The sequence below is a fragment of the Sulfitobacter sp. SH22 genome (assembly GCF_965641905.1).
Taxonomy (GTDB): Bacteria; Pseudomonadota; Alphaproteobacteria; order Rhodobacterales; family Rhodobacteraceae; genus Sulfitobacter.
In genome coordinates this window covers 2,737,427-2,757,627 of sequence record NZ_OZ282573.1, presented here as the reverse complement: position 1 = coordinate 2,757,627, position 20,201 = coordinate 2,737,427, and the positions used below count along the sequence as shown (strand labels likewise).

Sequence of the window (20,201 nt, the reverse complement as noted above, 5' to 3'; positions counted from 1 at the left end):
CGCCCTGCGGGCCCCCCCGGGATATTTTGAGCCAGAGAAGCGGGGGATTAGTCTGCGCGTGCTACCATGCGACCCATCGGGCGGCCGCCCAGGATGTGGACATGCAGATGCGGGACCTCTTGCACGCCATGTGCGCCGGCGTTTGAGATCATCCGAAAGCCTTCGCCCGCCTCGAGCGTTACCCCTTCGGATTTGCAGACTTCGGAAATGGCGCGGATGTAGCCGACGATTTCGGCATCCGATGCTTCGGCGGCGAAATGGTCGAAGCTGACATAGGGGCCTTTGGGGATCACCAGCACATGGGTGGGAGCCTGCGGTTGGATGTCACGAAACGCAAGCGCGTGATCGGAGTCAAAGACCGTGTCGTTGGGGATTTCGCCACGTAGGATTTTGGCAAAGACGTTTTGATCGTCATAGGCGTAGGCCATGGAGTGTCCTTAGTCTGAAAAGAGATAATGTGTCTTGGCAATCTCAAGCGCCTTGTCTTGCGGAATTTGAAGGAATGCGGCCAAGACGCTCGCGTTCTCTTCTGTCGATGCATTTTCGCGCATGCGCGTATAATGTTCGAATTGCGCGTCGCGGATGCGATCGGATTCAAACGTCATGTCGTTGCGGATTGTGGGCAGTAGCCGGTCGAGCGTTTCTTCGGAGGTGCGTTCCCCTGCGAGGCCAACGCGCATCGCGTGGCCTGCCAGATAATCATCCGAGAACTGGCATTCGATTTCAAGGATACGTGTCACGGACCGGTCGGAGGCAAAGTCGTTGAGCAGATCAATATTGCCCGGGTCCATACACACGATCAGCCGGTCGGTTTCGTAATAGTCGAAAAGCATCCGCATCAAGGCCCGCCGGTGCCGTGTGCGTTTTCCCAGCGTGTTCTGAATGCCGCCAAGATCGGGGAGCGGGGTGCTTTCCTCGTTAAAGAGATATTCGATCGATGGCAGGTTCGTCGTTTGGCGGATGCGTTCCAGCACACGTTTGGCCACGTGCCATTTTTTGCAGATAACGATGAGCAATTCGCGTTCGCGGCCCAACGTGCTTTCTGTTTCCCAGAACCGCGTGGCAAAGCGCCGTCCGATACGGCCGCGCCCACTGAGGAAGTTGAACAGGCTGCGCCCTTCGTTGCTGATTTGGAATTCGACGCCTTGTGCCGTGTACAGCAGGCCAAGCCGGCGCTTGAGGTCCATTGCCTCGCTGCTGATTTTGCGTGCGAAAAGGTAATCCTGTGCCAGGAGCAAATCATAGTGATCGTTGTAAAACGTCAGCGGCATACCATAATCGGTAAACATCAAGAAGGTCAGCGTGCGGGCCCGGATTTCACTTTCGGGAATCAGGTGCCGAACGATTGTCTGAAAAAACGTCTCGTCCGGGATCCAGGTGGTGCGGAAAAACCGCATGACATCTTTGCGCCGTTTGGTGAACTCCAGCACCATCTCGACGGTTTGACGCCGCAAACACCACCACTGGCTGCCGATCTGGACTTGCAAATCTGCCGGAATTTCACGGGTCAGACCCAGACGTTCTTGCAGATTGTACATCCAGTAAAAGCGTTTTTTCTGGGTGCGTTCGTTGAACCAGTGGCGATAGATCAGCCGCTCTTCTTTCCAGCCTGTCTTGATCCAGTCGCTTTCAAAATAGTCAAAGCTTTCGATGAAATCGACGTCGTTATCGTCAAGGTAGTTATGCGTATATTCCGCCGATTTGATTGCCATGCAGTCACCCGACAGCATGTAGAAATGCGTGGCGCGCGGAAATGCGTCAACGGCGCTTTCGACGGCGTTCAACGTGGCCTGCACCAAAGACCATTCGCCCCAGCCGCAGCGAATGCGTTTGCGCGCAAAGGCGACATTCGGGTTGGCCGAAAGCGCGGCTGTAATCTGGGCGAATTCTGCCGGTTTGGCAGAGGCGTCAAAATGGATCGCCATATAGTCACCAGACGACGTCAACCGCTCCGCCTGCTTGATAATTGCAGAAGGGTCCTTGTGACAAAGCAGGATATAGGCGATTCTGGCCATGAGTGACGGGGTTGCTCTTTGTATTGTTTCTGATCTGTAGATAATGGCGATCAGTGATTGAATAAACCGCGAATATTTGCTTTTTTCGGCCAGAGGCCAAACTGTTGCCATAAACTATGGTAAAAATGGTAAAAAAATAAGGACGCCGAGCAGAATATGGGTTTTCCAGGGACGTGGATGACGGAAAGTGAAAGCGTTGTGTACCGTGTGGTACCCAAATGCGCATGCTCGACCATCGGGCAGATCATGTTTTATTCGGATCATGGCGAATTTTTCGATGGCGACATTCACGATGCCAAGTCTGGCATGCACAAATGGGCGCTTGAGGACTCGCAGGAGCCTATCGCCAGAAATGTACAAAGCCACGGATCATATGCGTTTACCTGTGTGCGCAACCCCTACACGCGGATCCTGAGTTCGTTCTTTGACAAGATTTGCGGCATTCAGCGCAATGGCAAGCGCTATCGGGGGAACCTTGTGCCGCTGTTGGTTCAGAAATACGGGATCGAGGTCGGCGGTGCCGATGGCAAGCAAGAGTTCGACCAGATCGCCAGCTTCCGCCGTTTTTTGCTGTTCGCGCGCGATACCATCCGCTGGCGCAGGCCGATGGACCCCGACATTCACTGGTCAGGTCAGGCGGGCCATGTCAGCACGTTTATCGTGAACGGTGGCAGCTACGACAAGATCGTGTGGACCGAAAGTTTTAACAATGGCATGCAAGAAGTACTGGATGCGATCAAAACACCGCATCAGGTAACCTTGGCCGATATCCCGCGGTTCAATGAATCCGAAGGCCATGGCCCGAAACGTGCCCATCCGGTCGAGGATTACTTTGACGACTTGTCGATGCATTTGATGCGCGAAATTTACAAGCGTGATTTCGAGCTGTTCAAATACGACTTTGATAATCCCGCCAACAAGATGCCAATCGGTGAAATCGACCTTGACGAGGTTCACGCCAAACTAGGCGACTGATCCCGATAATCCTTAACCGTGCCGCCATTCATAAAGTGGTCATCGTTTTCCGGTTTGCCCAGGGCGAACAGGGATCTGGGGCGGTTGCCTTGGCGCAAACCGCTCTATCGCTGATAGGGCCTATCGCGGGATCGGCGGCCGTATTTTTGCATTTTACCCGCCGCCTAAAGCCCAGCCTTCAGTTTGTCTGAAGCACTTGGGCAATACGCGCGGCTGCGGCACGGCTGCCCTTGGCAGACGGGTGTATCATGTCGGCCGCGTGAAACGAGCTGTCGCCCGTCGGCACCATGTCAGCCAGGGATATAAAGGTGACGCCTTCGTCGCGCTGCGCCATCATCGCGATCCGTGCCTCAAGGGCGTCGCCTTCGCCTTTGCAATGCTCGATCGGAGACCACATGCCGGGGCTGCGCAGATACCCGACATAGGCAACTTTCGCCCCCGCACGGCGGGCTTTCGACACAAGTGCCGGGATTTCACCCCGTGTGCCGTCCGGGCTGATCAATTTGTTCATCCGGCGTTCACACCGGATACAGCCGCAGCCCAGCCACATGTCGTTGCCGCCGCCATTGATCACCACCCAGTCCCAGGGGCCGTCGCGATATTGCTTTGATATGTTCATCCCGAGCGCACCCGAGAAGGGCAGCATATAGCGATACCGCGCACCCGTGATTGCACGGCTTTTCACCTGGGCCCCCAATGTCTTGGCCAGAACATTCGGTACGGCCTGATCGGATTGCGCATGAGACGTCATGAACGAATCGCCTAACACGAGAATGCGCAGCGGGTCCTTTGCCTGGGTCATCGTAGCTGAACACAATACCATTGCGACGGCAACGCTGAGCAGGGTGCAGAAACGGCGCATCAAATATCTCCTTCGTTATTTCCCGTTGAATAGTTGAATATTGGTAAACCCTGTCAACTTTATGGAATTGAGTTCTCGGATTGGAAACAGCGCTGATGATGTGGTGGACAATCCCAAACGATGTGCGGCTGATCTTGCACGCGGGGCCAGCGCAGCCTACATCAAGCACATGTCACAGGTAAAATCATCATCCAAGTCCGACCCCAATTACAAGGTCATCGCTGAAAACCGCCGCGCGCGGTTTGATTACGCGATCGACGACGATGTTGAATGCGGCATCATCCTCGAGGGGTCCGAGGTCAAATCGCTGCGCAACGGCGGGGCCAACATCGCGGAAAGCTATGCCACTGTCGAAGACGGCGAATTGTGGTTGGTGAATTCCTATATCGCGCCTTACAGCCAGGCCAAGACGTTCACCCACGAAGAACGCCGCCGCCGGAAACTGCTGGTGTCGAAAAAGCAACTGTCGAACCTGTGGAATGAAACGCAGCGCAAGGGTATGACGCTTGTGCCGATGGTGATGTATTTCAACCACCGTGGGATGGCCAAGATCAAGATCGGCATCGCCAAAGGCAAAAAGCTGCATGACAAACGCGAGACAGAGGCCAAGCGCGACTGGTCGCGTCAAAAGCAGCGTCTGTTGAAAGACCACGGCTGACCGCTGGGTCCGGCGGGCGCTCAAGACAGCATCTGATCTGCCCTTTCGCAGCGCTATAGGTCGGCCAAACCCTTGCCTGCCCCCGCCTGCAGGGTTAGGCATAACAAAACCTGTTCTCAAAGGGGGCTGACCCATGTCCGACGATCCGAAAACGCTTGTTTCAACCGACTGGCTGGCACAACACCTCAAAGATCCCGACCTGCGCCTTGTGGATGCCTCTTGGTACCTGCCAGACATGTGCCGTGACCCCAAAGCGGAATACGACGCAGCCCACATCCCCGGCGCGCGGTTCTTTGACATCGACGAGATTTCGGATGCGCGGTCGGATTTGCCGCACATGGTCCCTCCGGCTGAAAAATTCATGTCGCGCATGCGTGCCATGGGCATCGGTGACGGCCATCAGGTCGTGGTCTATGATGGCGCTGGCCTGATGTCGGCGGCGCGTGTGTGGTGGCTGTTCAAACTGATGGGGCAGGATAACGTCGCGGTGCTGGATGGCGGTCTGCCCAAATGGGTCGCCGAAGGCCGCAAGACCGAAGACATGCCGCCGATCCCCCGCGATCGCCACATGACGGTCCGTTTCCAAAACCATCTGGTCCGCGATGTCACTCAGGTGGCCCAGGCGTCCAAGCTGAAAGACCCGCAGATTGTCGATGCCCGCTCCGCAGGCCGGTTTCGCGGTGATGAACCGGAACCCCGCGAAGGCCTGCGCCCCGGGCATATCCCCGGCTCGCGCAACCTGCCCTATACTGATCTGCTGAATGCAGACAAAACGATGAAATCCGTGGACCAGATGAAAGCCGCCTTCGAGGCCGCTGGCGTTGATCTGTCCCGCCCCGTGATCACCAGCTGCGGCTCGGGCATTACAGCGGCGGTTCTGGCCCTTGCACTGGAACTGATGGGCCATAAAAACTGGTCCCTTTACGATGGATCTTGGGCCGAATGGGGGATGTTCCCCACAGTGCCCGTTGCGACCGGAGACGCATAATGTTCGAAAACCTGCAGGCGCAGCCCGCCGATAAAATCCTCACCTTGATGCAAATGTACAAGGACGACCCCCGCGACACCAAGATCGACCTTGGCGTGGGCGTCTACAAGGACGCATCAGGGCTGACCCCGGTCATGCGGGCGGTCAAATCCGCCGAACACCGGATCTGGGAAAACCAGGACAGCAAAAGCTATACCGGCCTTGCCGGTGATCCGGCCTTTGGCGATGCGATGGTTAAAATGGTGCTTGGCGATGCCGTGCCGCGCGCCAATGTGGCTGCCGCCGCGACCCCCGGTGGCACGGGTGCCATCCGTCAGGCCTTCGAAATGATCCAGATGGCACGGCCCGATGCGCGGGTCTTTGTGTCCGATCCGACCTGGCCGAACCACCTGTCGATCCTGAAATACCTTGGCATGGCTGTGGTGCCCTACCGCTATTTCGATGATGAAACCCGCGGCGTTGATTTCGACGGCATGCTGGCGGACCTCAAGACGGCACATAAGGGCGACGTGATCCTCCTGCACGGTTGCTGTCACAACCCCACCGGCGCAAACCTGAATGCCGCCCAGTGGGACGAGGTGATCAAGGTTTTGCACGACACCGGTGCCACGCCAATGATCGACATCGCATACCAAGGGTTCGGCGATGGCCTTGAGGTGGATGCCGCAGCAACCCGCAAGGTCGCCGCATCGGTGCCGGAATGCCTGATCGCCGCCAGCTGTTCCAAAAACTTCGGCATCTACCGCGAACGCACCGGCATATTGATGGCGGTCTCCTCCGATGCATCGGCGCAGAAACTGAACCAGGGCACCCTGGCCTTCCTCAACCGCCAGAACTTCAGCTTCCCGCCCGACCACGGTGCGCGGATCGTGACCATGATCCTGAATGACGACGCCCTGCGCGCCGATTGGATGGCCGAACTCGAAGACATCCGCAACACCATGCTCGGCTTGCGCAGCCAACTGGCCGGTGAATTGCAGCGGCTTGCCGGATCAGACCGTTTCGGCTTCCTTGCCGAACATCGCGGCATGTTCTCGCGCCTCGGTACGACCCCGGAAATGGTTGAAAAACTGCGCGCCGATCACGGGATCTATATGGTGGGCGACAGCCGCATGAACATCGCGGGCCTGAATGCAAAAACCGTCCCGATCCTCGCCAAGGCAATCATCGACGTAGGGATCTAAGCGACTCTTACCGCTTCACCCTTTCTTAAATACTCAATAGCGCCGCGCTGTCTCCCAGCACGGCGCTATTTTTTTGCCCAACCATCCACCGGACAAACAAAAAACCCGGGCGCGGACGCCCGGGTTCTTGCGTGCCCGAAGGCGTTTGGTTTTAGCTCTTCGAGAACTCGGGATACGCTTCCATACCCAGTTCCGATACATCGAGGCCCATGATCTCGGCCTCTTCGGTGACGCGGATGCCCATGGTGGCTTTCAAGATCAGCCAGACAACCGTCGACACGATAAAGACGAATGCACCGATGGAGGCAAAGCCGATGATCTGTGTCACAAAGGATGTGCCTTCGGTGTAAACCGGAACCACCAAGGTGCCCCAGAAACCGGCAAGCAGGTGAACAGGGATCGCACCGACAACATCGTCGATCTTCAGCTTGTCCAGGAATGGAACCGCGAAGACTACGATCACACCGCCAACAGCACCAATCCAAAGCGCACCAAACAACGTCGGGTCAAGCGGACCCGCAGTGATGGACACCAGACCTGCCAGCGCACCGTTCAGCAGCATGGTAAGGTCGATCTTCTTGTACAGGATCTGCGTCAGGATCATCGCTGCAACAGCACCACCGGCAGCGGCCATGTTGGTGTTGGCGAAAATCTGGGCCACAGCGTCGGCATCGATCATCGACCCCATTGCAAGCTGCGAACCACCGTTAAAGCCGAACCAACCCAACCACAGGATAAACGTACCCAAGGTGGCAAGCGGCAGGTTCGAACCCTGCATTGGCACAACACGGCCGTCTTTGTATTTGCCGATACGTGGTCCAAGGATCAGGGCACCTGCAAGGGCAGCAAAACCACCAGCCGCATGTACCAAAGTTGAGCCGGCGAAGTCAGAGAAACCTGCGTCAGACAACCAGCCTGCGCCCCACTGCCAGCTTGCTTCGATCGGATAGATAAAGCCGGTCAGGATGACGGTGAAGATCAGGAAGGGCCACAGTTTGATACGCTCGGCCAAGGTGCCCGAAACGATGGAAGCTGTGGTAGCGCAGAACATCAACTGGAAGAAGAAGTCGGAGGCATTGGAGTAGCCGCCAGCGTCGATCGTGGTTTTGATGTCTTTGGTGCCGATTGTGCCGAACACACCCTGAATGATCCAGGCATCGCCCGGATACATGATGTTATAGCCAACCAGCCAGTACATGATCGCGGCCAGCGCGAACAAGGCGATGTTCTTGGTCAGCTGTGTTGTCACGTTCTTGGAGCGGACAAGCCCCGCTTCGAGCATGGCAAAACCGGCGGCCATCCAGAAGACCAGGAAGCCCCCGATCAGGAACAGCAGCGTGTTAAAGATGAATGCAGTCTCGGACGCGCTTGCAAACTCGGCGTCCTGTGCAAAGCCCAGCGTCGGCAACAGCGCGGCTGTAGCGGCCAGGGGAAGAAGAATTCGTGATTTCATGTCGTCATTTCCTCAAGCATTAAGGGTCAGATGGCGTCTTCGCCGGTTTCACCGGTGCGCACACGCACGGCCTGCTCGACGTCGAGCACAAAGATTTTGCCATCACCGATTTTGCCGGTGTGGGCGGTGCGGGTAATGGTTTCGACCATCTGGTCTGCCAGCGCATCGGCGACGACCAGTTCAAGTTTCACCTTGGGTACAAAGTTCACGACATATTCAGCGCCGCGATAGATTTCAGTGTGGCCAGACTGGGCACCGAAACCCTTGATCTCTGTTACCATCAGCCCGCGCACACCTGCTTCGGTCAGCGCTTCGCGGACCTCTTCAAGTTTGAAAGGCTTAATTGTTGCTATGATGAGTTTCACCTAAAGTCCCTCTTCTAGAATGCAGGTTCTTCCTGCGTGATACCTGAGAAGAAAAGAGCGAGACTGACCGGATAAGGAAGCCCAAAGGGCCTGCGCCGGGGCCGTGGAACCCTGTTTGTGATTAAAAAGTGGGCAAATAAAATAAAACGATTAAAAAATAGACACAAAATTGATGGCCGCCACAGCGCTCTAAGCTAAACAATCAGCTCGAGGCAGGGTAGAGTGCAAAAAAAGAACGGTCGAGCGAGCAGCTGAATGAGTGATTCACCCAAGCGGAAGCGCCCTTTGGTCGCTGACAAGCGATATGGCGGCAAAGCGACGGCTTCGGCCAAAAAAGCCCCTGCGAAAAAGGCACCTGCAAGGCGCAAGCCAGCGCGCAAGGCCCCGGTACGGCGCGGCGGTATCATGGGGTTTTTCAGCGCGATTATCCGTTGGATTTTCGGTCTTATCTGGAAGATCGTTTCGCGGGTGGCAATTGTCGCCCTGCTGCTTCTGGCCTGTGCCGTTGGCTATTTCTATACAACCTTGCCGCCTCTCGAGGCGCTGTTGGACGGACGCGCGCGCGGATCAGTCACCATGTTGGACCGCAACGGTGCTGTGTTTGCCTGGCGGGGTGACCAGTTCGGCGGCGTTGTAACGGCCACCAGCGTGTCGCCACATCTAAAGAATGCGGTCATCGCGACCGAAGACAAACGGTTCTACAGCCACTTTGGTGTATCGCCACGCGGTATCGCATCCGCCGTGCGCATCAACCTGAGCGAAGGCCGTGGCCCGCTTTCGGGGCATGGCGGGTCGACGATCACCCAACAGGTCGCCAAGCTGCTGTGTCTGGGCGAACCCTTTGATACGGCATCGGGCCAGACCGAAAAAGAATACGAAGCCGAATGCCGGCGTTCATCGCTCAAGCGCAAGGCCAAGGAGGCAGTGTTCTCCATGGCGATGGAGGCGAAGTATTCAAAGAATGATATTCTGTCGATCTACCTGAACCGTGCCTATATGGGCGGCGGTGCCTTCGGTGCCGAAGCCGCGGCACAACGGTTTTTCGGTAAACCCGCATCCGCCTTGCGCCCTGCCGAAGGGGCGATGCTGGCCGGTTTGCTGACAGCCCCCACCACATTGTCGCCGACCAACAATCTTGACCGGTCGCAAAACCGCGCTGCCACGGTGGTGCGCCTGATGCAGGGTCAGGGTTACCTGACCAAAGCCGAAGCGGATGACGCGATCGCGCATCCCGCCGAACTGTCCGAAGCGGCCGAGGCCGAGGCGGGCGGATATTTTGCCGACTGGGTGATGTCATCGGGCCCTGAATTTTTTACCCGTAACACCACCGAAGACGTCATTATCAAAACAACCCTGGATCAGCGCATTCAACGTGCTGCCGAGGATGGGTTGAACTGGGTCTTTGACAACAAGGTGCGCGCCGGGTCCAAGGCGCAGGCCGCTGTTGTGGTAATGTCTGCCGATGGTGCCGTGCGGGCCATGGTGGGGGGGCGCAAAACCAAGGTTGCCGGTGCCTTTAACCGCGCCACGCAGGCGATGCGCCAGACGGGGTCGTCCTTTAAACCGTTCATTTACGCCGCCGCGCTGGATCTGGGGTATTCCCCGAATGACCTGATCAACGACGCGCCTTATTGCCTGAACATTCCGGGATCGGGCGAATGGTGCCCCAAAAACTATACCAGCAGCTTTAAAGGCAATGTGACCCTGACCACCGCGCTTAAGGAATCGTTGAACATTCCTGCGGTCAAAGTGTCCGAAAGCGTCGGGCGTGATCTGGTCAGTCAGGTGGCAACGCAATTCGGCATCAAAAGCGATCTGGCCGCAGGCCCCGCGCTGGCGCTTGGTGCGTCTGAGAGTACCCTGCTCGAGATGACAGGTGCCTATGCGGGTATTCTGAACGGGGGGTCTTCGGTGAAACCTTATGGCCTGATTGATCTAAAGCTACAGGGCGATAGCGAACCCTTGATGGGCACGGGCGGCGGCATCGGTGAACGGGTGATCCAGGAAGATGCGGCGCTTCAGCTGGTCTATATGATGGAAAAGGTCGTGTCCGAGGGCACTGGCAAGCGGGCGCAGTTTGGCGGGCGTGAACTGGCGGGCAAAACCGGCACAACCCAAGCCAACCGTGATGCGTGGTTCATCGGGTTCTCTGCCGATTATGTGGCGGGCATCTGGATGGGCTATGACGATAACACGCCGCTAACAGGTGTCTCGGGTGGCGGCCTGCCGACCGAGATCTGGAAAGAGGTCATGGAGCGGGTCCACGAAGGATTGCCTGTCCGACCTTTGCCGATGATCATGCCGGCACCTTCCGTAGCTGACGTATCGCAGGCCCAAGACAACAGACCTGCCCCGGTGTCACAGCCGCAAAATCCGATCAGTCTGATTGATCAGGTGTTGCGTGACATCTTTGGCGGTGGTGCGTCAGGTGGTGGCGGTGGCAATTCAAAAGCCGGTGATCGCTAACCCCGCAGACGCGCGGCGGATCAAGCCGCGCCTGCTGGCTTAGTCCGCGTCAGGGCGCATTGTGCCCGTGGGCTGTGACAGTTCAAAACGGCGGTTTTGCAGATAGTTCAGGCGGGCCTGCGCATAGCTGTCGGTGCTGCCATCCACCGCGTCAGCGATCGCGTCGCTGCGACGGCTTTTTGTGAACACGCGATCGGCAAGGCCGGTCACGGTGCCCACATATTTCTCGGGGCTTTCCAGCGTGTAGGACAGCGGGTTGGTAAACAGATCAACGATGCGACCTGCCACATCCCGACGTGTCGAGGGGCCGATGATCGGCAATTCGTAATACGGGCCTTCGCCGACGCCCCAAACATACAGCGTTTCGCCGAAATCGGTGTCGTGCTCTGGCACTTTGAATGCGCTGGCCGCGTCAACCACGCCTGCAAAACCAAGGACCGTGTTGATTGCAAACCGCGATGTCGCCAGTCCGAAACCTGTGACGTCACCCTGAAGGAACGAATTCACAGCGACCTGCGGCATCGCCATGTTTTCGGCAACGTTGTGAATAACCGTCTGGAATTCGCTGGGCACAGCCTTGGCCAAGCCGCCGCCCTTGCCGGAACCCGCGACTTGCTTGTTCAGGGCATGCACCTTGCGGTTGCTTTGCTCGTGCGGGTCATTGATGCCTGTCGGCTGCACACGCGCGGCACTGCCACACGCGGCAAGGCCAGCAACCAAAACGCACACCGTAAAGTTCCGCAAAACCTTGGGTGCCGTAGAAAAATTAACCATAGCAGCCCCCTTTGTGCCGATAAGAATTCTGCACCTTATGCGGACAGCACATGCGATTAGCAACATATCTTTGAGGGGCGGTATCCAGCCTTCGAAAGCTTTTGTTTTATGACTTTTTTGCCCCCTTTCAGTTTGGCTGGCAGGGCGTTAACGTAGGCCGCAAATACATCTGACCTCAAAGGAAGAACCCCATGAGCATTTCCAACCGTCTCAGCGAACTTGGCGTCACATTGCCAGACGCGCCCGCACCAGCGGCCAACTATGTTCCTTTCGTCAAAACGGGGAATATCGTTTATATTTCCGGCCAGATTTCGAACGGTCCTGACGGTCTGATCCTTGGCAAACTGGGTGATACAATGGATGTGGCCGCCGGTGCCGCCGCCGCGAAAACCTGCGCGATCAGCCTGTTGGCCCAAGTCAAAGCTGCCTGTGGTGGGGATATTGAACGCCTTGTGCGTGTGGTAAAGCTGACCGGTTTTGTGAACTCTACCGCTGATTTCACCGATCAGCCCAAAGTGATCAACGGCGCGTCCGACTTTTTGGTCGAAGCATTGGGTGATGCGGGGCGGCACGCGCGCTCTGCGGTGTCTGCGGCATCCTTGCCTTTGGGTGTTGCCGTCGAAATCGAAGGCATCTTCGAGATCAAATGACCTTTCCAGCTGCGCTTGTAAAAGCCCCGTTTGCCCACCGGGGCTTTCATGATCTGAACGCGGGCCGGCCTGAAAACAGCCCGGCCGCGTTCAGTGCCGCGGTGGAACGTGGCTATGCGATTGAACTGGATGTCCAGCTTAGCTCGGACGGTCAGGCGATGGTGTTTCATGACTACGCCCTCGACCGGCTGACGGCTGAATCCGGCCCCATCCAGCAACGCACCGCAGAGGCGCTGGCGCAGATCAAGCTGAAAGGTGGCACAGACACCATTCAGACCCTGCCGCAAATCCTGTCATTGATCGACGGGCGCGTCCCGCTGCTGGTCGAGATCAAGGATCAGGACGGCGCAATGGGCGATGCCATCGGCCCGCTGGAAGTCGCAACAGCCCGCGCGCTGCACGACTATGCCGGTGATGTGGCGGTCATGTCGTTCAACCCCCATTCGGTCGCGCGCATGGCGCTGCTTGCGCCCGATCTGACGCGTGGGATCGTGACCAGTGCCTATCGCTATGCCGACTGGCCGCTGTCCAAGGCCACCTGCGACCACCTGCGCGAGATACCTGATTACGGCCGGTCTGGCGCGTCCTTTATCAGTCACGAGGTCGACGACCTGTCACGCCCCCGCGTGGCCGACCTGCGAAAGACCGGCGCGATGGTATGCTGCTGGACAGTCCGAAGCACTGAAATCGAAACGACAGCGCGGCAATACGCCGATAATATCACATTCGAGGGCTACGACGCGGTGCGCCCCGCTTGAACCCCGGCGCTTTGGCCACAGATTAGACCCATGGCAACCGGGATACCCGAATGAGCGCACAAGAAGTCGAAATCAGAATATTCCCCAAGATCTCCGATATCGGTCAGGCCGAATGGGATGCCTGTGCCTGCCCAGAAGCCACGGATGGCGCACGGCCCGATGACCCGTTCACCACCTACCGCTTTCTGTCCGCGATGGAGGACAGCGGCAGCGTCGGCCCCGGTACGGGCTGGCAGCCGCAATACCTGACCGCGTCCATTGGCGGCCAGATGGTTGGCGTGGCACCCATGTATGCCAAATCCCACAGTCAGGGCGAATATATCTTTGATCACAGCTGGGCTCATGCGCTGGAACGTGCGGGTGGCCGGTATTATCCGAAACTGCAAATTGCGGTGCCGCATACCCCAGCCACGGGCCGCCGTTTTCTGACCCGTCCGGGGTTCGAGGATGCAGGCGTGGCCGCGTTGATCCAGGGCGCTGTGCAATTGACCGACACCAACGGGTTATCATCGCTGCACATCACATTCTGCACCGAGGCAGAGGCCATGGCGGCAGAGGAGTTGGGGCTGATGGCACGCAAGAGCCAGCAGTTTCACTGGCAAAATCACGGATATGATGATTTTGACGGCTTCCTTGCCACGCTCAGTTCACGCAAGCGCAAGAACATCCGCAAAGAACGCCAGCAAGCGCAAGACTTTGGCGGAACGATTGAAACCTTCACCGGTGACCAGATCGAACCTGAACATTGGGATGCGTTCTGGGAATTCTACCAAGACACCGGTGCGCGCAAATGGGGCACCCCGTATCTGACTCGCCAGTTTTTCGACATTGCCCAGGAAACCTTGCGCGATGATATGGCCTTGGTGTTGGCGCGGCGCGACGGGCGATGGGTCGCGGGTGCGCTGAACTTTATCGGGGCTGATGCGTTATATGGTCGGTACTGGGGGTGTCGCGAGCACCACCCGTTCCTACATTTCGAATTGTGCTATTACCTCGCAATCGACATCGCGATCGACATGAAATTGGCAACCGTAGAGGCCGGTGCGCAAGGCGAACACAAACTGGCGCGCGGCTATTTGCCCACCGCAACTTGGTCACTGCACTGGATGCGCGATCAGGGGTTTGCCCGCGCAGTGGGCGATTACCTGCGTCAGGAACGCGCCGCCGTGGACGAAGAGATCGAGATACTGACAGAATACGGCCCCTTTAAACGCCCCAATATCGAGGAACAACAATGAGCGAAAAATTAAGCGAAGAGACCCGCAAAACCGTCCTTGCCCCGTTGTTTGCAACAGGCTGGGAAATGGTCGACGGGCGGGATGCAATCGTCAAGACATTCAAGTTCAACGACTTTGCCGACGCATTCGGCTGGATGACCCGCGCCGCGATCTGGGCTGAAAAATGGAACCACCACCCCGAGTGGGAAAACGTGTATGGCAGGGTGGTCGTCACGCTGACGACCCATGATGTGGATGGCCTAAGCGCGCTGGATGCCAAGCTGGCCCGCAAGATGGACGGGTTGATGGGCCCTGCCAGCTAATAGCGCCGGCACCCCGCAGGAAACAAAAACGCCGCCCGTTACGGGGCGGCGTTTTGCATTTTAACGGGTGGTACAGATCACATGTTGTCCAAAAGCGCCTCGCCGCCGGACAGTTCGCACATGCCGGGGCTTTCCTCGGCCTGGAACAGCGCAACCTTGCCGTCATCCACCAGCATCGCATAGCGTTTGGACCGCGCCATCAGGCCAACAGGTTCGGCGGTGAAATCCATGCCGATCGCTTTGGTAAAGGCGCTATTGCCATCGGCCAGCATTGTGATGCCCGCAGCAGAAGCACCTGTCGCGTCGCCCCATGCCTGCATGACAAAGGGGTCGTTGACGGATACGCAAATGATCTCGTCCACGCCTTTGGCGTCAAACTGGTCTTTGGTGCGGATAAAGCTGGGCACATGCGCCGAATGGCAGGTCGGTGTGAAAGCGCCGGGAACCGCAAATACCACAACTTTGCGGCCTTTCAGTTTGTCGGCCATCTGGACAGGCGCGGGGCCGTCAGCGCCCATTTGCATCAGTGTGGCATCCGGCAGCATATCACCTTGAGAAATCGTCATATATGTGACCTTTCGTGTCATTGCGTTTGTCTCTTGCTTAGATATAGGCTTCGGGCGCGGGCAGGAAACCGGTTTTTTCAAGTTAGGGGCATAGGATGGGACATGTTGTTGTGATCGGGGCGGGGCAGGCCGGGTCCTCTTGTGTGGCCAAGCTGCGCAATTCCGGCTTTGACGGTAAAGTGACCCTGATCGGTGCCGAAAACGTGCCCCCCTATCAACGCCCGCCCCTGTCCAAGGCCTACCTGCTGGGCGACATGACGCTAGAGCGTTTGTTTCTGCGCCCCGAAAGTTTCTATGGCGAATATGACATTGATCTGAGGCTTGGCACCCATGTCGACAGCATCGACACGGCCGCCCAGACCATTCGGGTAAATGGTGCCGATATGGCCTATGATGATCTGGTGCTGACCACCGGATCGGTCCCGCGCCGCCTGCCTGCCAGCATTGGCGGTGCATTGGACGGCGTGCATGTGGTACGTGATCTGACCGATGTGGATGCCATGGCACCGCGGTTCACCAAAGCGGCGCGCGTGTTGATCGTCGGCGGGGGATATATCGGGCTGGAGGCCGCTTCGGTCGCGGCCAAGCTGGGGTTGAACGTGACCCTGGTTGAAATGGGCGACCGTATCTTGCAGCGTGTCGCGGCCCCGCAAACCTCTGATTTTTTCCGTGATCTGCATCGGTCCCACGGCGTGGATATCCGCGAAGGCGTAGGTCTTGAGCGTCTGATCGGCGACACACATGTCACCGCCGCGCACCTGTCGGACGGGTCGGAACTGCCCGTTGATTTCGTGATCGTCGGTGTCGGCATTGCCCCCGGTATCGACCTTGCCCAAGCCGCAGGGATCGAGATCGACAATGGCATCAAGACCGACAGCCACGGTCGCACATCGGCACCGCATGTCTGGGCTGCGGGCGATTGCGCGTCATTCCCGTATCGCGGTGGCCGTATCCGGCTTGAATCGGTGCCGAACGCCATTGATCAGGCGGAATGTGTTGCGGAAAACATCATGGGGGCTGACAAGGATTACGTGGCAAAACCGTGGTTCTGGTCGGATCAATATGATGTGAAACTGCAAATTGCGGGTCTGAATACCGGATATGACCGGGTCATCACCCGCCGCACGGACGCAGATTCTGTCGCGTTCTGGTATTACAAGGGCAGCGAACTGCTGGCCGTGGATGCCATGAATGATCCGCGCGGGTTCATGATCGGGCGGCGTCTGATCGAGGCCGGAAAATCCCCCGCACCGGAGCTGATCGAGAACCCCGATACCGATTTGAAAGCATTGCTGAAAGCATGAGGATCATCGCAGGCAAATCGCGGGGCACAAGGCTGGCCGAGGTCGGCCGCGGCGACGACGACGCGCATCTGCGCCCGACATCCGACCGTGTGCGCGAAAGCCTGTTTTCGATGCTGGCATCGTTTAACGTCATTAACAACGCACGGGTTCTGGACCTGTTTGCTGGCACGGGCGCATTGGGGCTTGAGGCCCTGTCGCGGGGCGCGCGCGAAGTGGTGTTCGTTGAAAACGGGCGTGTGGCGCAAAAGTTGATCACCGAGAACATCAAGAAACTGCGGGCCGAAGGCGAAACGACGTTGACGCGGTCGGATGCCACCACGCTTGGCGATTGGATTGCAGCGCCCTTTGATCTGGTGTTTCTTGATCCGCCCTATGGCAAAGGGATGGGGCAGGTCGCATTGGTCAAAGCGCTGGCCGGTGGCTGGCTTGCCAAAGACGCGATGATCGTTTGGGAGGAAAGTGCCGCGATGGACCCGCCCGACGGGTTCACGCGGATCGACAAAAGAAAATATGGCGATACCTGGATTACCCTTTTGACCGTGACCTAACCGAAAAACCTGTTCAGGCTTTGCATTTTCCCCGCTTGCGCCTATGAGCTAGTCAATTATTCCAATGGAAAGATGCCCCCATGAGCCTAAGTATGACCAGTACGTTCATCAAACCAATGCACCCCGAGGGGCGCAAGTTTGTCGCGATCTTTGCCGCGATCACCTTGGTCCTGTTCCTGCTGGCCGATTTTCTGGGCTGGATCGGCGTTGGGGCGACCGTCTGGTGCTATTACTTTTTCCGCGATCCTGAACGTGTGACACCCAAGGGCGACAATCTGGTGATTAGCCCCGCCGATGGTATTATTTCGTTGATCGAACCTGCCGTTCCCCCGGCAGAGCTGGGCATGGCCGACACGCCGCTGACCCGCGTCAGCGTGTTCATGAACGTGTTTAACTGTCACGTGAACCGCGCGCCGGTCGCAGGCGAGATCACTGACATCGCCTATCGCGCCGGCAAGTTCTTTAATGCGTCGCTGGACAAGGCAAGCAAGGATAACGAACGCAACAGCCTGCGGATCAAGATGGCCGATGGCCGCGACATTGCTGTGGTGCAGATTGCGGGCCTCGTTGCGCGGCGCATTGTTTGCTTTACCACGCCCGGCGCACATACGCAGGCAGGTCAGCGTTTCGGTTTGATCCGCTTTGGGTCGCGTGTGGATGTGTATCTGCCCGAAGGTGTCGAACCCAAGGTCAGCATTGGCCAGACAATGGTGGCTGGCGAAACCGTCTTGGCAGAGCTGTCGTAAATGACTGAACAAACCCCCGCGCCCACAGAAAAAGCGAAAGCTGAGTTTTCATTGCTTCAGTTGTTGCCAAACATGCTGACCATTGCGGCGATTTGCGCAGGCATTTCAGCGATCCGTTTCGGGGCCGAGGGTAAATTCGCATTGGCGGTGTTTCTGATCACGCTGGCCAGTATTCTGGATGGCATGGACGGGCGCGCCGCACGCTATCTGGGCAGCGACAGCAAAATCGGCGCCGAGCTGGACAGCCTCGCGGATTTCGTCAACTTTGGCGTGGCTCCCCCCTTGGTGGTGTATTTCTGGGGCCTGCAGGATTCCTACCGTGCGGGTTGGCTTGCCGTTTTGGTGTTCGCAATCTGCTGCGTGATGCGTCTGGCACGGTTCAACGTCGATTCGCGTACCAAAACCACGTTGGACGATGGCGGGTATTTTACTGGCGTGCCATCGCCGGCGGGCGCAATGCTGGTGATGCTTCCGATCTATCTGCCCTATGCGTTCGGCCCCGGTGCCGCGATGCCGGATCTACTGGCGTGCCTGTACATCGTGCTGGTCGGTTGGGTCATGATCAGCCGCATCCCGACATGGTCGTTCAAATCGGTCAGCTTTTCGCGCAGCAACGTGACCTATTTCCTGATCTTCTTTACCGGCTTTATCGCCTGTTTGGTCAGCTTTCCCTGGACCACACTTGTGATCTGCTGCTTTGCCTATGCGGGCAGCGTCTTGTGGGCCGTGATTGAACTCAAGCTGGCCAAACGCAAAGCTTAATCTTGCGAATAGGTCGGATGGAATTTTCCGGCGGGCGACAGGGTGAAAATCTCGAAACCCGTTTCGGTCACACCGATGGAATGTTCAAACTGCGCCGATAGCGATTTGTCGCGGGTGACCGCCGTCCAGTCATCTGCCAGCACCTTGGTTTCGGCGCGGCCCAGATTCACCATCGGTTCGATGGTAAAGAACATGCCCGGTTCCAGAACGGCCCCGGTGCCAGGGCGGCCATAGTGCAGTACGTTTGGCGGGGCGTGGAACACGCGGCCCAGACCATGCCCGCAGAAATCGGTCACAACGCTCATCCGGTGGCTTTCGACAAAGCTTTGGATCGCGTGGCCGATGTCGCCGAAGGTGTTGCCGGGCTTGACGACTTCGATGCCGCGCATCAATGCGTCATGAGTGACTTCGATCAAACGCTCGGCCTTGCGGGCCAGTTTGCCTGCGACATACATCCGGGACGTATCGCCAAACCAGCCATCCACAATCACCGTAACGTCGATGTTCAGGATGTCGCCGTCTTTCAGCTTTTTGTCACCGGGGATGCCGTGGCAGACAACGTGGTTGATCGAAATACAGCTGGCATGCTGATAGCCCTTATAGCCGATCGTGGCAGATTTGGCACCTGCGTCCTCGACCATCTGGGTGATCAGGCCGTCGATGGCCCCTGTGGTTTGACCAACGAAAACATGCGCGGCGATATCATCAAGAATCTGCGCGGCAAGTTTGCCGGCGGCATGCATACCTGCAAAATCCGATGGGTCGTAAATGCGAATGCCGTCTTTTGTCTGGCGTCCTCGGTGTTCATTCATCACCGGTATCTCCGTAGGTCTAAACTGTTTCGTTCGGGATGGTCCAAGGGCCAGTGTAGGTCAACCCTTTAGGGGTAACTCAGTGCCTAAAGTGACCTGTTCGGGGGATATATGGGTGCTAATGATCAATGTTTCCAGCCCAGCGGCGCGGGCAGCCGTAAAAGCGGCGGCATAGGTCGGGTCAATATCGGCGGCCACGGAAAACGCAGTGCAATCCGTGCGCTGTACCAAATACAGCAAAACGGCGCGGTGCCCCAATTCGGCCATCCGGGCCAACTCGTTCAGATGCTTGGCACCGCGGGCGGTGACGCTATCGGGGAATTCCACCAAGCCGGGGGTGCGCGAAAGGGTCGCTGATTTCACCTCCACATAGGCGTCGGGCAAACCGGCCTGCGTTAAAAGGAAATCGATCCGCGAATTTTCACCGTATTTCACCTCTGGTCTGACGGTGCCGTATTGCGCCAGCGCCGGCACCAGCCCCGCCATCAAGGCCGCTTTGACCGCGCGGTTGGGCAGCGCGGTATCAACGCCGGTGAAATGCCCGTTTTCATGGTCAACCAGCCGCCAGCCATAGCTCAGCTTGCGTTTGGGATCGTCGTTGGGTTCCAGCCATATCCGCATGCCGGGTTCGGCCAGCCCCATCATTGATCCGGGGTTCGCGCAATGGGCCGTGACCTCGCGGCCATCGTCAAGCGTGCAATCGGCCAGAAACCGTTTGTAGCGGCGGATCAGGCAGGCGGGGACAAGTTCAGTTTGAAAGCGCATAGGGTGTGAC

The 20,201-nt window shown here is 57.7% G+C and carries 22 protein-coding genes; 13 read left to right on the top strand and 9 right to left on the bottom strand.

What is annotated here, in order from left to right; translation table 11 throughout:
- Positions 1-47: 47 nt before the first annotated feature.
- Together ACSQ13_RS15560 and ACSQ13_RS15555 are read right to left on the bottom strand one after the other, a co-directional pair.
- On the bottom strand, positions 48-428 hold the full coding sequence (locus ACSQ13_RS15560) for a histidine triad nucleotide-binding protein (protein ID WP_295510551.1): 381 nt from the start codon (positions 426-428) through the stop codon (positions 48-50).
- A gap of 9 nt (positions 429-437) precedes the next feature.
- Positions 438-2,015 (bottom strand): DUF5928 domain-containing protein, encoded by a 1,578-nt coding sequence (locus ACSQ13_RS15555; protein WP_176251061.1) that lies wholly within the window; start codon positions 2,013-2,015, stop codon positions 438-440.
- Between the two features lie 156 nt (positions 2,016-2,171).
- Between ACSQ13_RS15555 and ACSQ13_RS15550 the strand changes: the two genes are divergently transcribed.
- Positions 2,172-2,990, top strand: coding sequence for a sulfotransferase family protein (locus ACSQ13_RS15550; protein WP_176251060.1), 819 nt, complete (start codon positions 2,172-2,174; stop codon positions 2,988-2,990).
- A gap of 178 nt (positions 2,991-3,168) precedes the next feature.
- On the opposite strand, the gene ACSQ13_RS15545 is transcribed toward ACSQ13_RS15550, so the two are convergent.
- Complete coding sequence (locus tag ACSQ13_RS15545) at positions 3,169-3,852, bottom strand: SGNH/GDSL hydrolase family protein (protein ID WP_295510548.1); 684 nt, start codon at positions 3,850-3,852, stop codon at positions 3,169-3,171.
- Between the two features lie 169 nt (positions 3,853-4,021).
- On the opposite strand from ACSQ13_RS15545, the gene smpB reads away from it, so the two are divergent.
- From smpB to ACSQ13_RS15530, 3 genes are all read left to right on the top strand, one after another.
- Positions 4,022-4,510 (top strand): SsrA-binding protein SmpB, encoded by a 489-nt coding sequence (gene smpB / locus ACSQ13_RS15540; protein WP_176251110.1) that lies wholly within the window; start codon positions 4,022-4,024, stop codon positions 4,508-4,510.
- Positions 4,511-4,643: 133 nt separating this feature from the next.
- Positions 4,644-5,498, top strand: a complete 855-nt coding sequence (gene sseA, locus ACSQ13_RS15535) for a 3-mercaptopyruvate sulfurtransferase (RefSeq protein ID WP_176251058.1) — start codon at positions 4,644-4,646, stop codon at positions 5,496-5,498.
- On the top strand, positions 5,498-6,682 hold the full coding sequence (locus tag ACSQ13_RS15530) for an aromatic amino acid transaminase (protein ID WP_295510546.1): 1,185 nt from the start codon (positions 5,498-5,500) through the stop codon (positions 6,680-6,682). Before sseA ends, ACSQ13_RS15530 begins: the two co-directional genes overlap by 1 nt.
- A gap of 151 nt (positions 6,683-6,833) precedes the next feature.
- Here ACSQ13_RS15530 and ACSQ13_RS15525 read toward each other — a convergent pair whose 3' ends face one another.
- A complete protein-coding gene (locus ACSQ13_RS15525) occupies positions 6,834-8,135 on the bottom strand; it encodes an ammonium transporter (RefSeq protein ID WP_176251056.1) in 1,302 nt (433 codons plus the stop codon).
- 26 nt (positions 8,136-8,161) lie between these two features.
- Positions 8,162-8,500 carry a P-II family nitrogen regulator gene (locus ACSQ13_RS15520; RefSeq protein WP_005851080.1) on the bottom strand — a complete coding sequence of 113 codons (339 nt, stop codon included), beginning with the start codon at positions 8,498-8,500 and terminating at the stop codon, positions 8,162-8,164.
- 255 nt (positions 8,501-8,755) lie between these two features.
- On the opposite strand from ACSQ13_RS15520, the gene ACSQ13_RS15515 reads away from it, so the two are divergent.
- Positions 8,756-10,966 carry a transglycosylase domain-containing protein gene (locus tag ACSQ13_RS15515; RefSeq protein WP_176251055.1) on the top strand — a complete coding sequence of 737 codons (2,211 nt, stop codon included), beginning with the start codon at positions 8,756-8,758 and terminating at the stop codon, positions 10,964-10,966.
- 39 nt (positions 10,967-11,005) lie between these two features.
- On the opposite strand, the gene ACSQ13_RS15510 is transcribed toward ACSQ13_RS15515, so the two are convergent.
- Positions 11,006-11,740: an MlaA family lipoprotein gene (locus ACSQ13_RS15510; RefSeq protein WP_295510534.1), complete on the bottom strand. Its 735-nt coding sequence runs from the start codon at positions 11,738-11,740 to the stop codon at positions 11,006-11,008.
- Positions 11,741-11,931: 191 nt separating this feature from the next.
- Between ACSQ13_RS15510 and ACSQ13_RS15505 the strand changes: the two genes are divergently transcribed.
- The 4 genes from ACSQ13_RS15505 to ACSQ13_RS15490 are packed head-to-tail and all read left to right on the top strand — an operon-like array spanning position 11,932 to position 14,688.
- Positions 11,932-12,390 carry a RidA family protein gene (locus ACSQ13_RS15505; RefSeq protein ID WP_176251053.1) on the top strand — a complete coding sequence of 153 codons (459 nt, stop codon included), beginning with the start codon at positions 11,932-11,934 and terminating at the stop codon, positions 12,388-12,390.
- Positions 12,387-13,148, top strand: coding sequence for a glycerophosphodiester phosphodiesterase family protein (locus ACSQ13_RS15500; protein ID WP_295510531.1), 762 nt, complete (start codon positions 12,387-12,389; stop codon positions 13,146-13,148). Before ACSQ13_RS15505 ends, ACSQ13_RS15500 begins: the two co-directional genes overlap by 4 nt.
- A gap of 50 nt (positions 13,149-13,198) precedes the next feature.
- Positions 13,199-14,386 (top strand): GNAT family N-acetyltransferase, encoded by a 1,188-nt coding sequence (locus ACSQ13_RS15495; protein ID WP_295510528.1) that lies wholly within the window; start codon positions 13,199-13,201, stop codon positions 14,384-14,386.
- Entirely contained in the window at positions 14,383-14,688 is a 306-nt protein-coding gene (locus ACSQ13_RS15490; RefSeq protein ID WP_295510526.1) for a 4a-hydroxytetrahydrobiopterin dehydratase, read from the top strand. The genes ACSQ13_RS15495 and ACSQ13_RS15490 overlap by 4 nt, the downstream gene beginning before the upstream one ends.
- Positions 14,689-14,765: 77 nt before the next feature.
- Here the strand turns inward: ACSQ13_RS15490 and ACSQ13_RS15485 are convergent, their stop codons facing one another.
- Positions 14,766-15,254 (bottom strand): peroxiredoxin, encoded by a 489-nt coding sequence (locus ACSQ13_RS15485; RefSeq protein ID WP_176251049.1) that lies wholly within the window; start codon positions 15,252-15,254, stop codon positions 14,766-14,768.
- 95 nt (positions 15,255-15,349) lie between these two features.
- Between ACSQ13_RS15485 and ACSQ13_RS15480 the strand changes: the two genes are divergently transcribed.
- From ACSQ13_RS15480 to pssA, 4 genes are all read left to right on the top strand, one after another.
- Positions 15,350-16,558 (top strand): NAD(P)/FAD-dependent oxidoreductase, encoded by a 1,209-nt coding sequence (locus tag ACSQ13_RS15480; RefSeq protein ID WP_295510523.1) that lies wholly within the window; start codon positions 15,350-15,352, stop codon positions 16,556-16,558.
- Positions 16,555-17,106 carry a 16S rRNA (guanine(966)-N(2))-methyltransferase RsmD gene (gene rsmD / locus ACSQ13_RS15475; protein WP_295510521.1) on the top strand — a complete coding sequence of 184 codons (552 nt, stop codon included), beginning with the start codon at positions 16,555-16,557 and terminating at the stop codon, positions 17,104-17,106. The genes ACSQ13_RS15480 and rsmD overlap by 4 nt, the downstream gene beginning before the upstream one ends.
- Before the next feature lie 80 nt (positions 17,107-17,186).
- Complete coding sequence (locus tag ACSQ13_RS15470) at positions 17,187-17,852, top strand: phosphatidylserine decarboxylase (RefSeq protein ID WP_176251046.1); 666 nt, start codon at positions 17,187-17,189, stop codon at positions 17,850-17,852.
- Positions 17,853-18,614 carry a CDP-diacylglycerol--serine O-phosphatidyltransferase gene (pssA, locus tag ACSQ13_RS15465; RefSeq protein ID WP_176251045.1) on the top strand — a complete coding sequence of 254 codons (762 nt, stop codon included), beginning with the start codon at positions 17,853-17,855 and terminating at the stop codon, positions 18,612-18,614.
- Here the strand turns inward: pssA and map are convergent.
- Together map and sfsA are read right to left on the bottom strand one after the other, a co-directional pair.
- On the bottom strand, positions 18,611-19,426 hold the full coding sequence (map, locus tag ACSQ13_RS15460) for a type I methionyl aminopeptidase (RefSeq protein ID WP_176251044.1): 816 nt from the start codon (positions 19,424-19,426) through the stop codon (positions 18,611-18,613). The two genes, pssA and map, sit on opposite strands and share 4 nt — an antisense overlap.
- 60 nt (positions 19,427-19,486) lie before the next feature.
- Positions 19,487-20,191: a DNA/RNA nuclease SfsA gene (sfsA, locus tag ACSQ13_RS15455; RefSeq protein ID WP_295510516.1), complete on the bottom strand. Its 705-nt coding sequence runs from the start codon at positions 20,189-20,191 to the stop codon at positions 19,487-19,489.
- Positions 20,192-20,201: the final 10 nt, after the last annotated feature.

Coding starts and splice junctions, on each gene's coding strand:
- ACSQ13_RS15560 (WP_295510551.1), bottom strand. CDS start 428: ATGGCCTACGCCTATGACGATCAAAACGTCTTTGCCAAAATCCTACGT.
- ACSQ13_RS15555 (WP_176251061.1), bottom strand. CDS start 2,015: ATGGCCAGAATCGCCTATATCCTGCTTTGTCACAAGGACCCTTCTGCA.
- ACSQ13_RS15550 (WP_176251060.1), top strand. CDS start 2,172: ATGGGTTTTCCAGGGACGTGGATGACGGAAAGTGAAAGCGTTGTGTAC.
- ACSQ13_RS15545 (WP_295510548.1), bottom strand. CDS start 3,852: ATGCGCCGTTTCTGCACCCTGCTCAGCGTTGCCGTCGCAATGGTATTG.
- smpB (WP_176251110.1), top strand. CDS start 4,022: ATGTCACAGGTAAAATCATCATCCAAGTCCGACCCCAATTACAAGGTC.
- sseA (WP_176251058.1), top strand. CDS start 4,644: ATGTCCGACGATCCGAAAACGCTTGTTTCAACCGACTGGCTGGCACAA.
- ACSQ13_RS15530 (WP_295510546.1), top strand. CDS start 5,498: ATGTTCGAAAACCTGCAGGCGCAGCCCGCCGATAAAATCCTCACCTTG.
- ACSQ13_RS15525 (WP_176251056.1), bottom strand. CDS start 8,135: ATGAAATCACGAATTCTTCTTCCCCTGGCCGCTACAGCCGCGCTGTTG.
- ACSQ13_RS15515 (WP_176251055.1), top strand. CDS start 8,756: ATGAGTGATTCACCCAAGCGGAAGCGCCCTTTGGTCGCTGACAAGCGA.
- ACSQ13_RS15510 (WP_295510534.1), bottom strand. CDS start 11,740: ATGGTTAATTTTTCTACGGCACCCAAGGTTTTGCGGAACTTTACGGTG.
- ACSQ13_RS15505 (WP_176251053.1), top strand. CDS start 11,932: ATGAGCATTTCCAACCGTCTCAGCGAACTTGGCGTCACATTGCCAGAC.
- ACSQ13_RS15500 (WP_295510531.1), top strand. CDS start 12,387: ATGACCTTTCCAGCTGCGCTTGTAAAAGCCCCGTTTGCCCACCGGGGC.
- ACSQ13_RS15495 (WP_295510528.1), top strand. CDS start 13,199: ATGAGCGCACAAGAAGTCGAAATCAGAATATTCCCCAAGATCTCCGAT.
- ACSQ13_RS15490 (WP_295510526.1), top strand. CDS start 14,383: ATGAGCGAAAAATTAAGCGAAGAGACCCGCAAAACCGTCCTTGCCCCG.
- ACSQ13_RS15485 (WP_176251049.1), bottom strand. CDS start 15,254: ATGACGATTTCTCAAGGTGATATGCTGCCGGATGCCACACTGATGCAA.
- ACSQ13_RS15480 (WP_295510523.1), top strand. CDS start 15,350: ATGGGACATGTTGTTGTGATCGGGGCGGGGCAGGCCGGGTCCTCTTGT.
- rsmD (WP_295510521.1), top strand. CDS start 16,555: ATGAGGATCATCGCAGGCAAATCGCGGGGCACAAGGCTGGCCGAGGTC.
- ACSQ13_RS15470 (WP_176251046.1), top strand. CDS start 17,187: ATGAGCCTAAGTATGACCAGTACGTTCATCAAACCAATGCACCCCGAG.
- pssA (WP_176251045.1), top strand. CDS start 17,853: ATGACTGAACAAACCCCCGCGCCCACAGAAAAAGCGAAAGCTGAGTTT.
- map (WP_176251044.1), bottom strand. CDS start 19,426: ATGAATGAACACCGAGGACGCCAGACAAAAGACGGCATTCGCATTTAC.
- sfsA (WP_295510516.1), bottom strand. CDS start 20,191: ATGCGCTTTCAAACTGAACTTGTCCCCGCCTGCCTGATCCGCCGCTAC.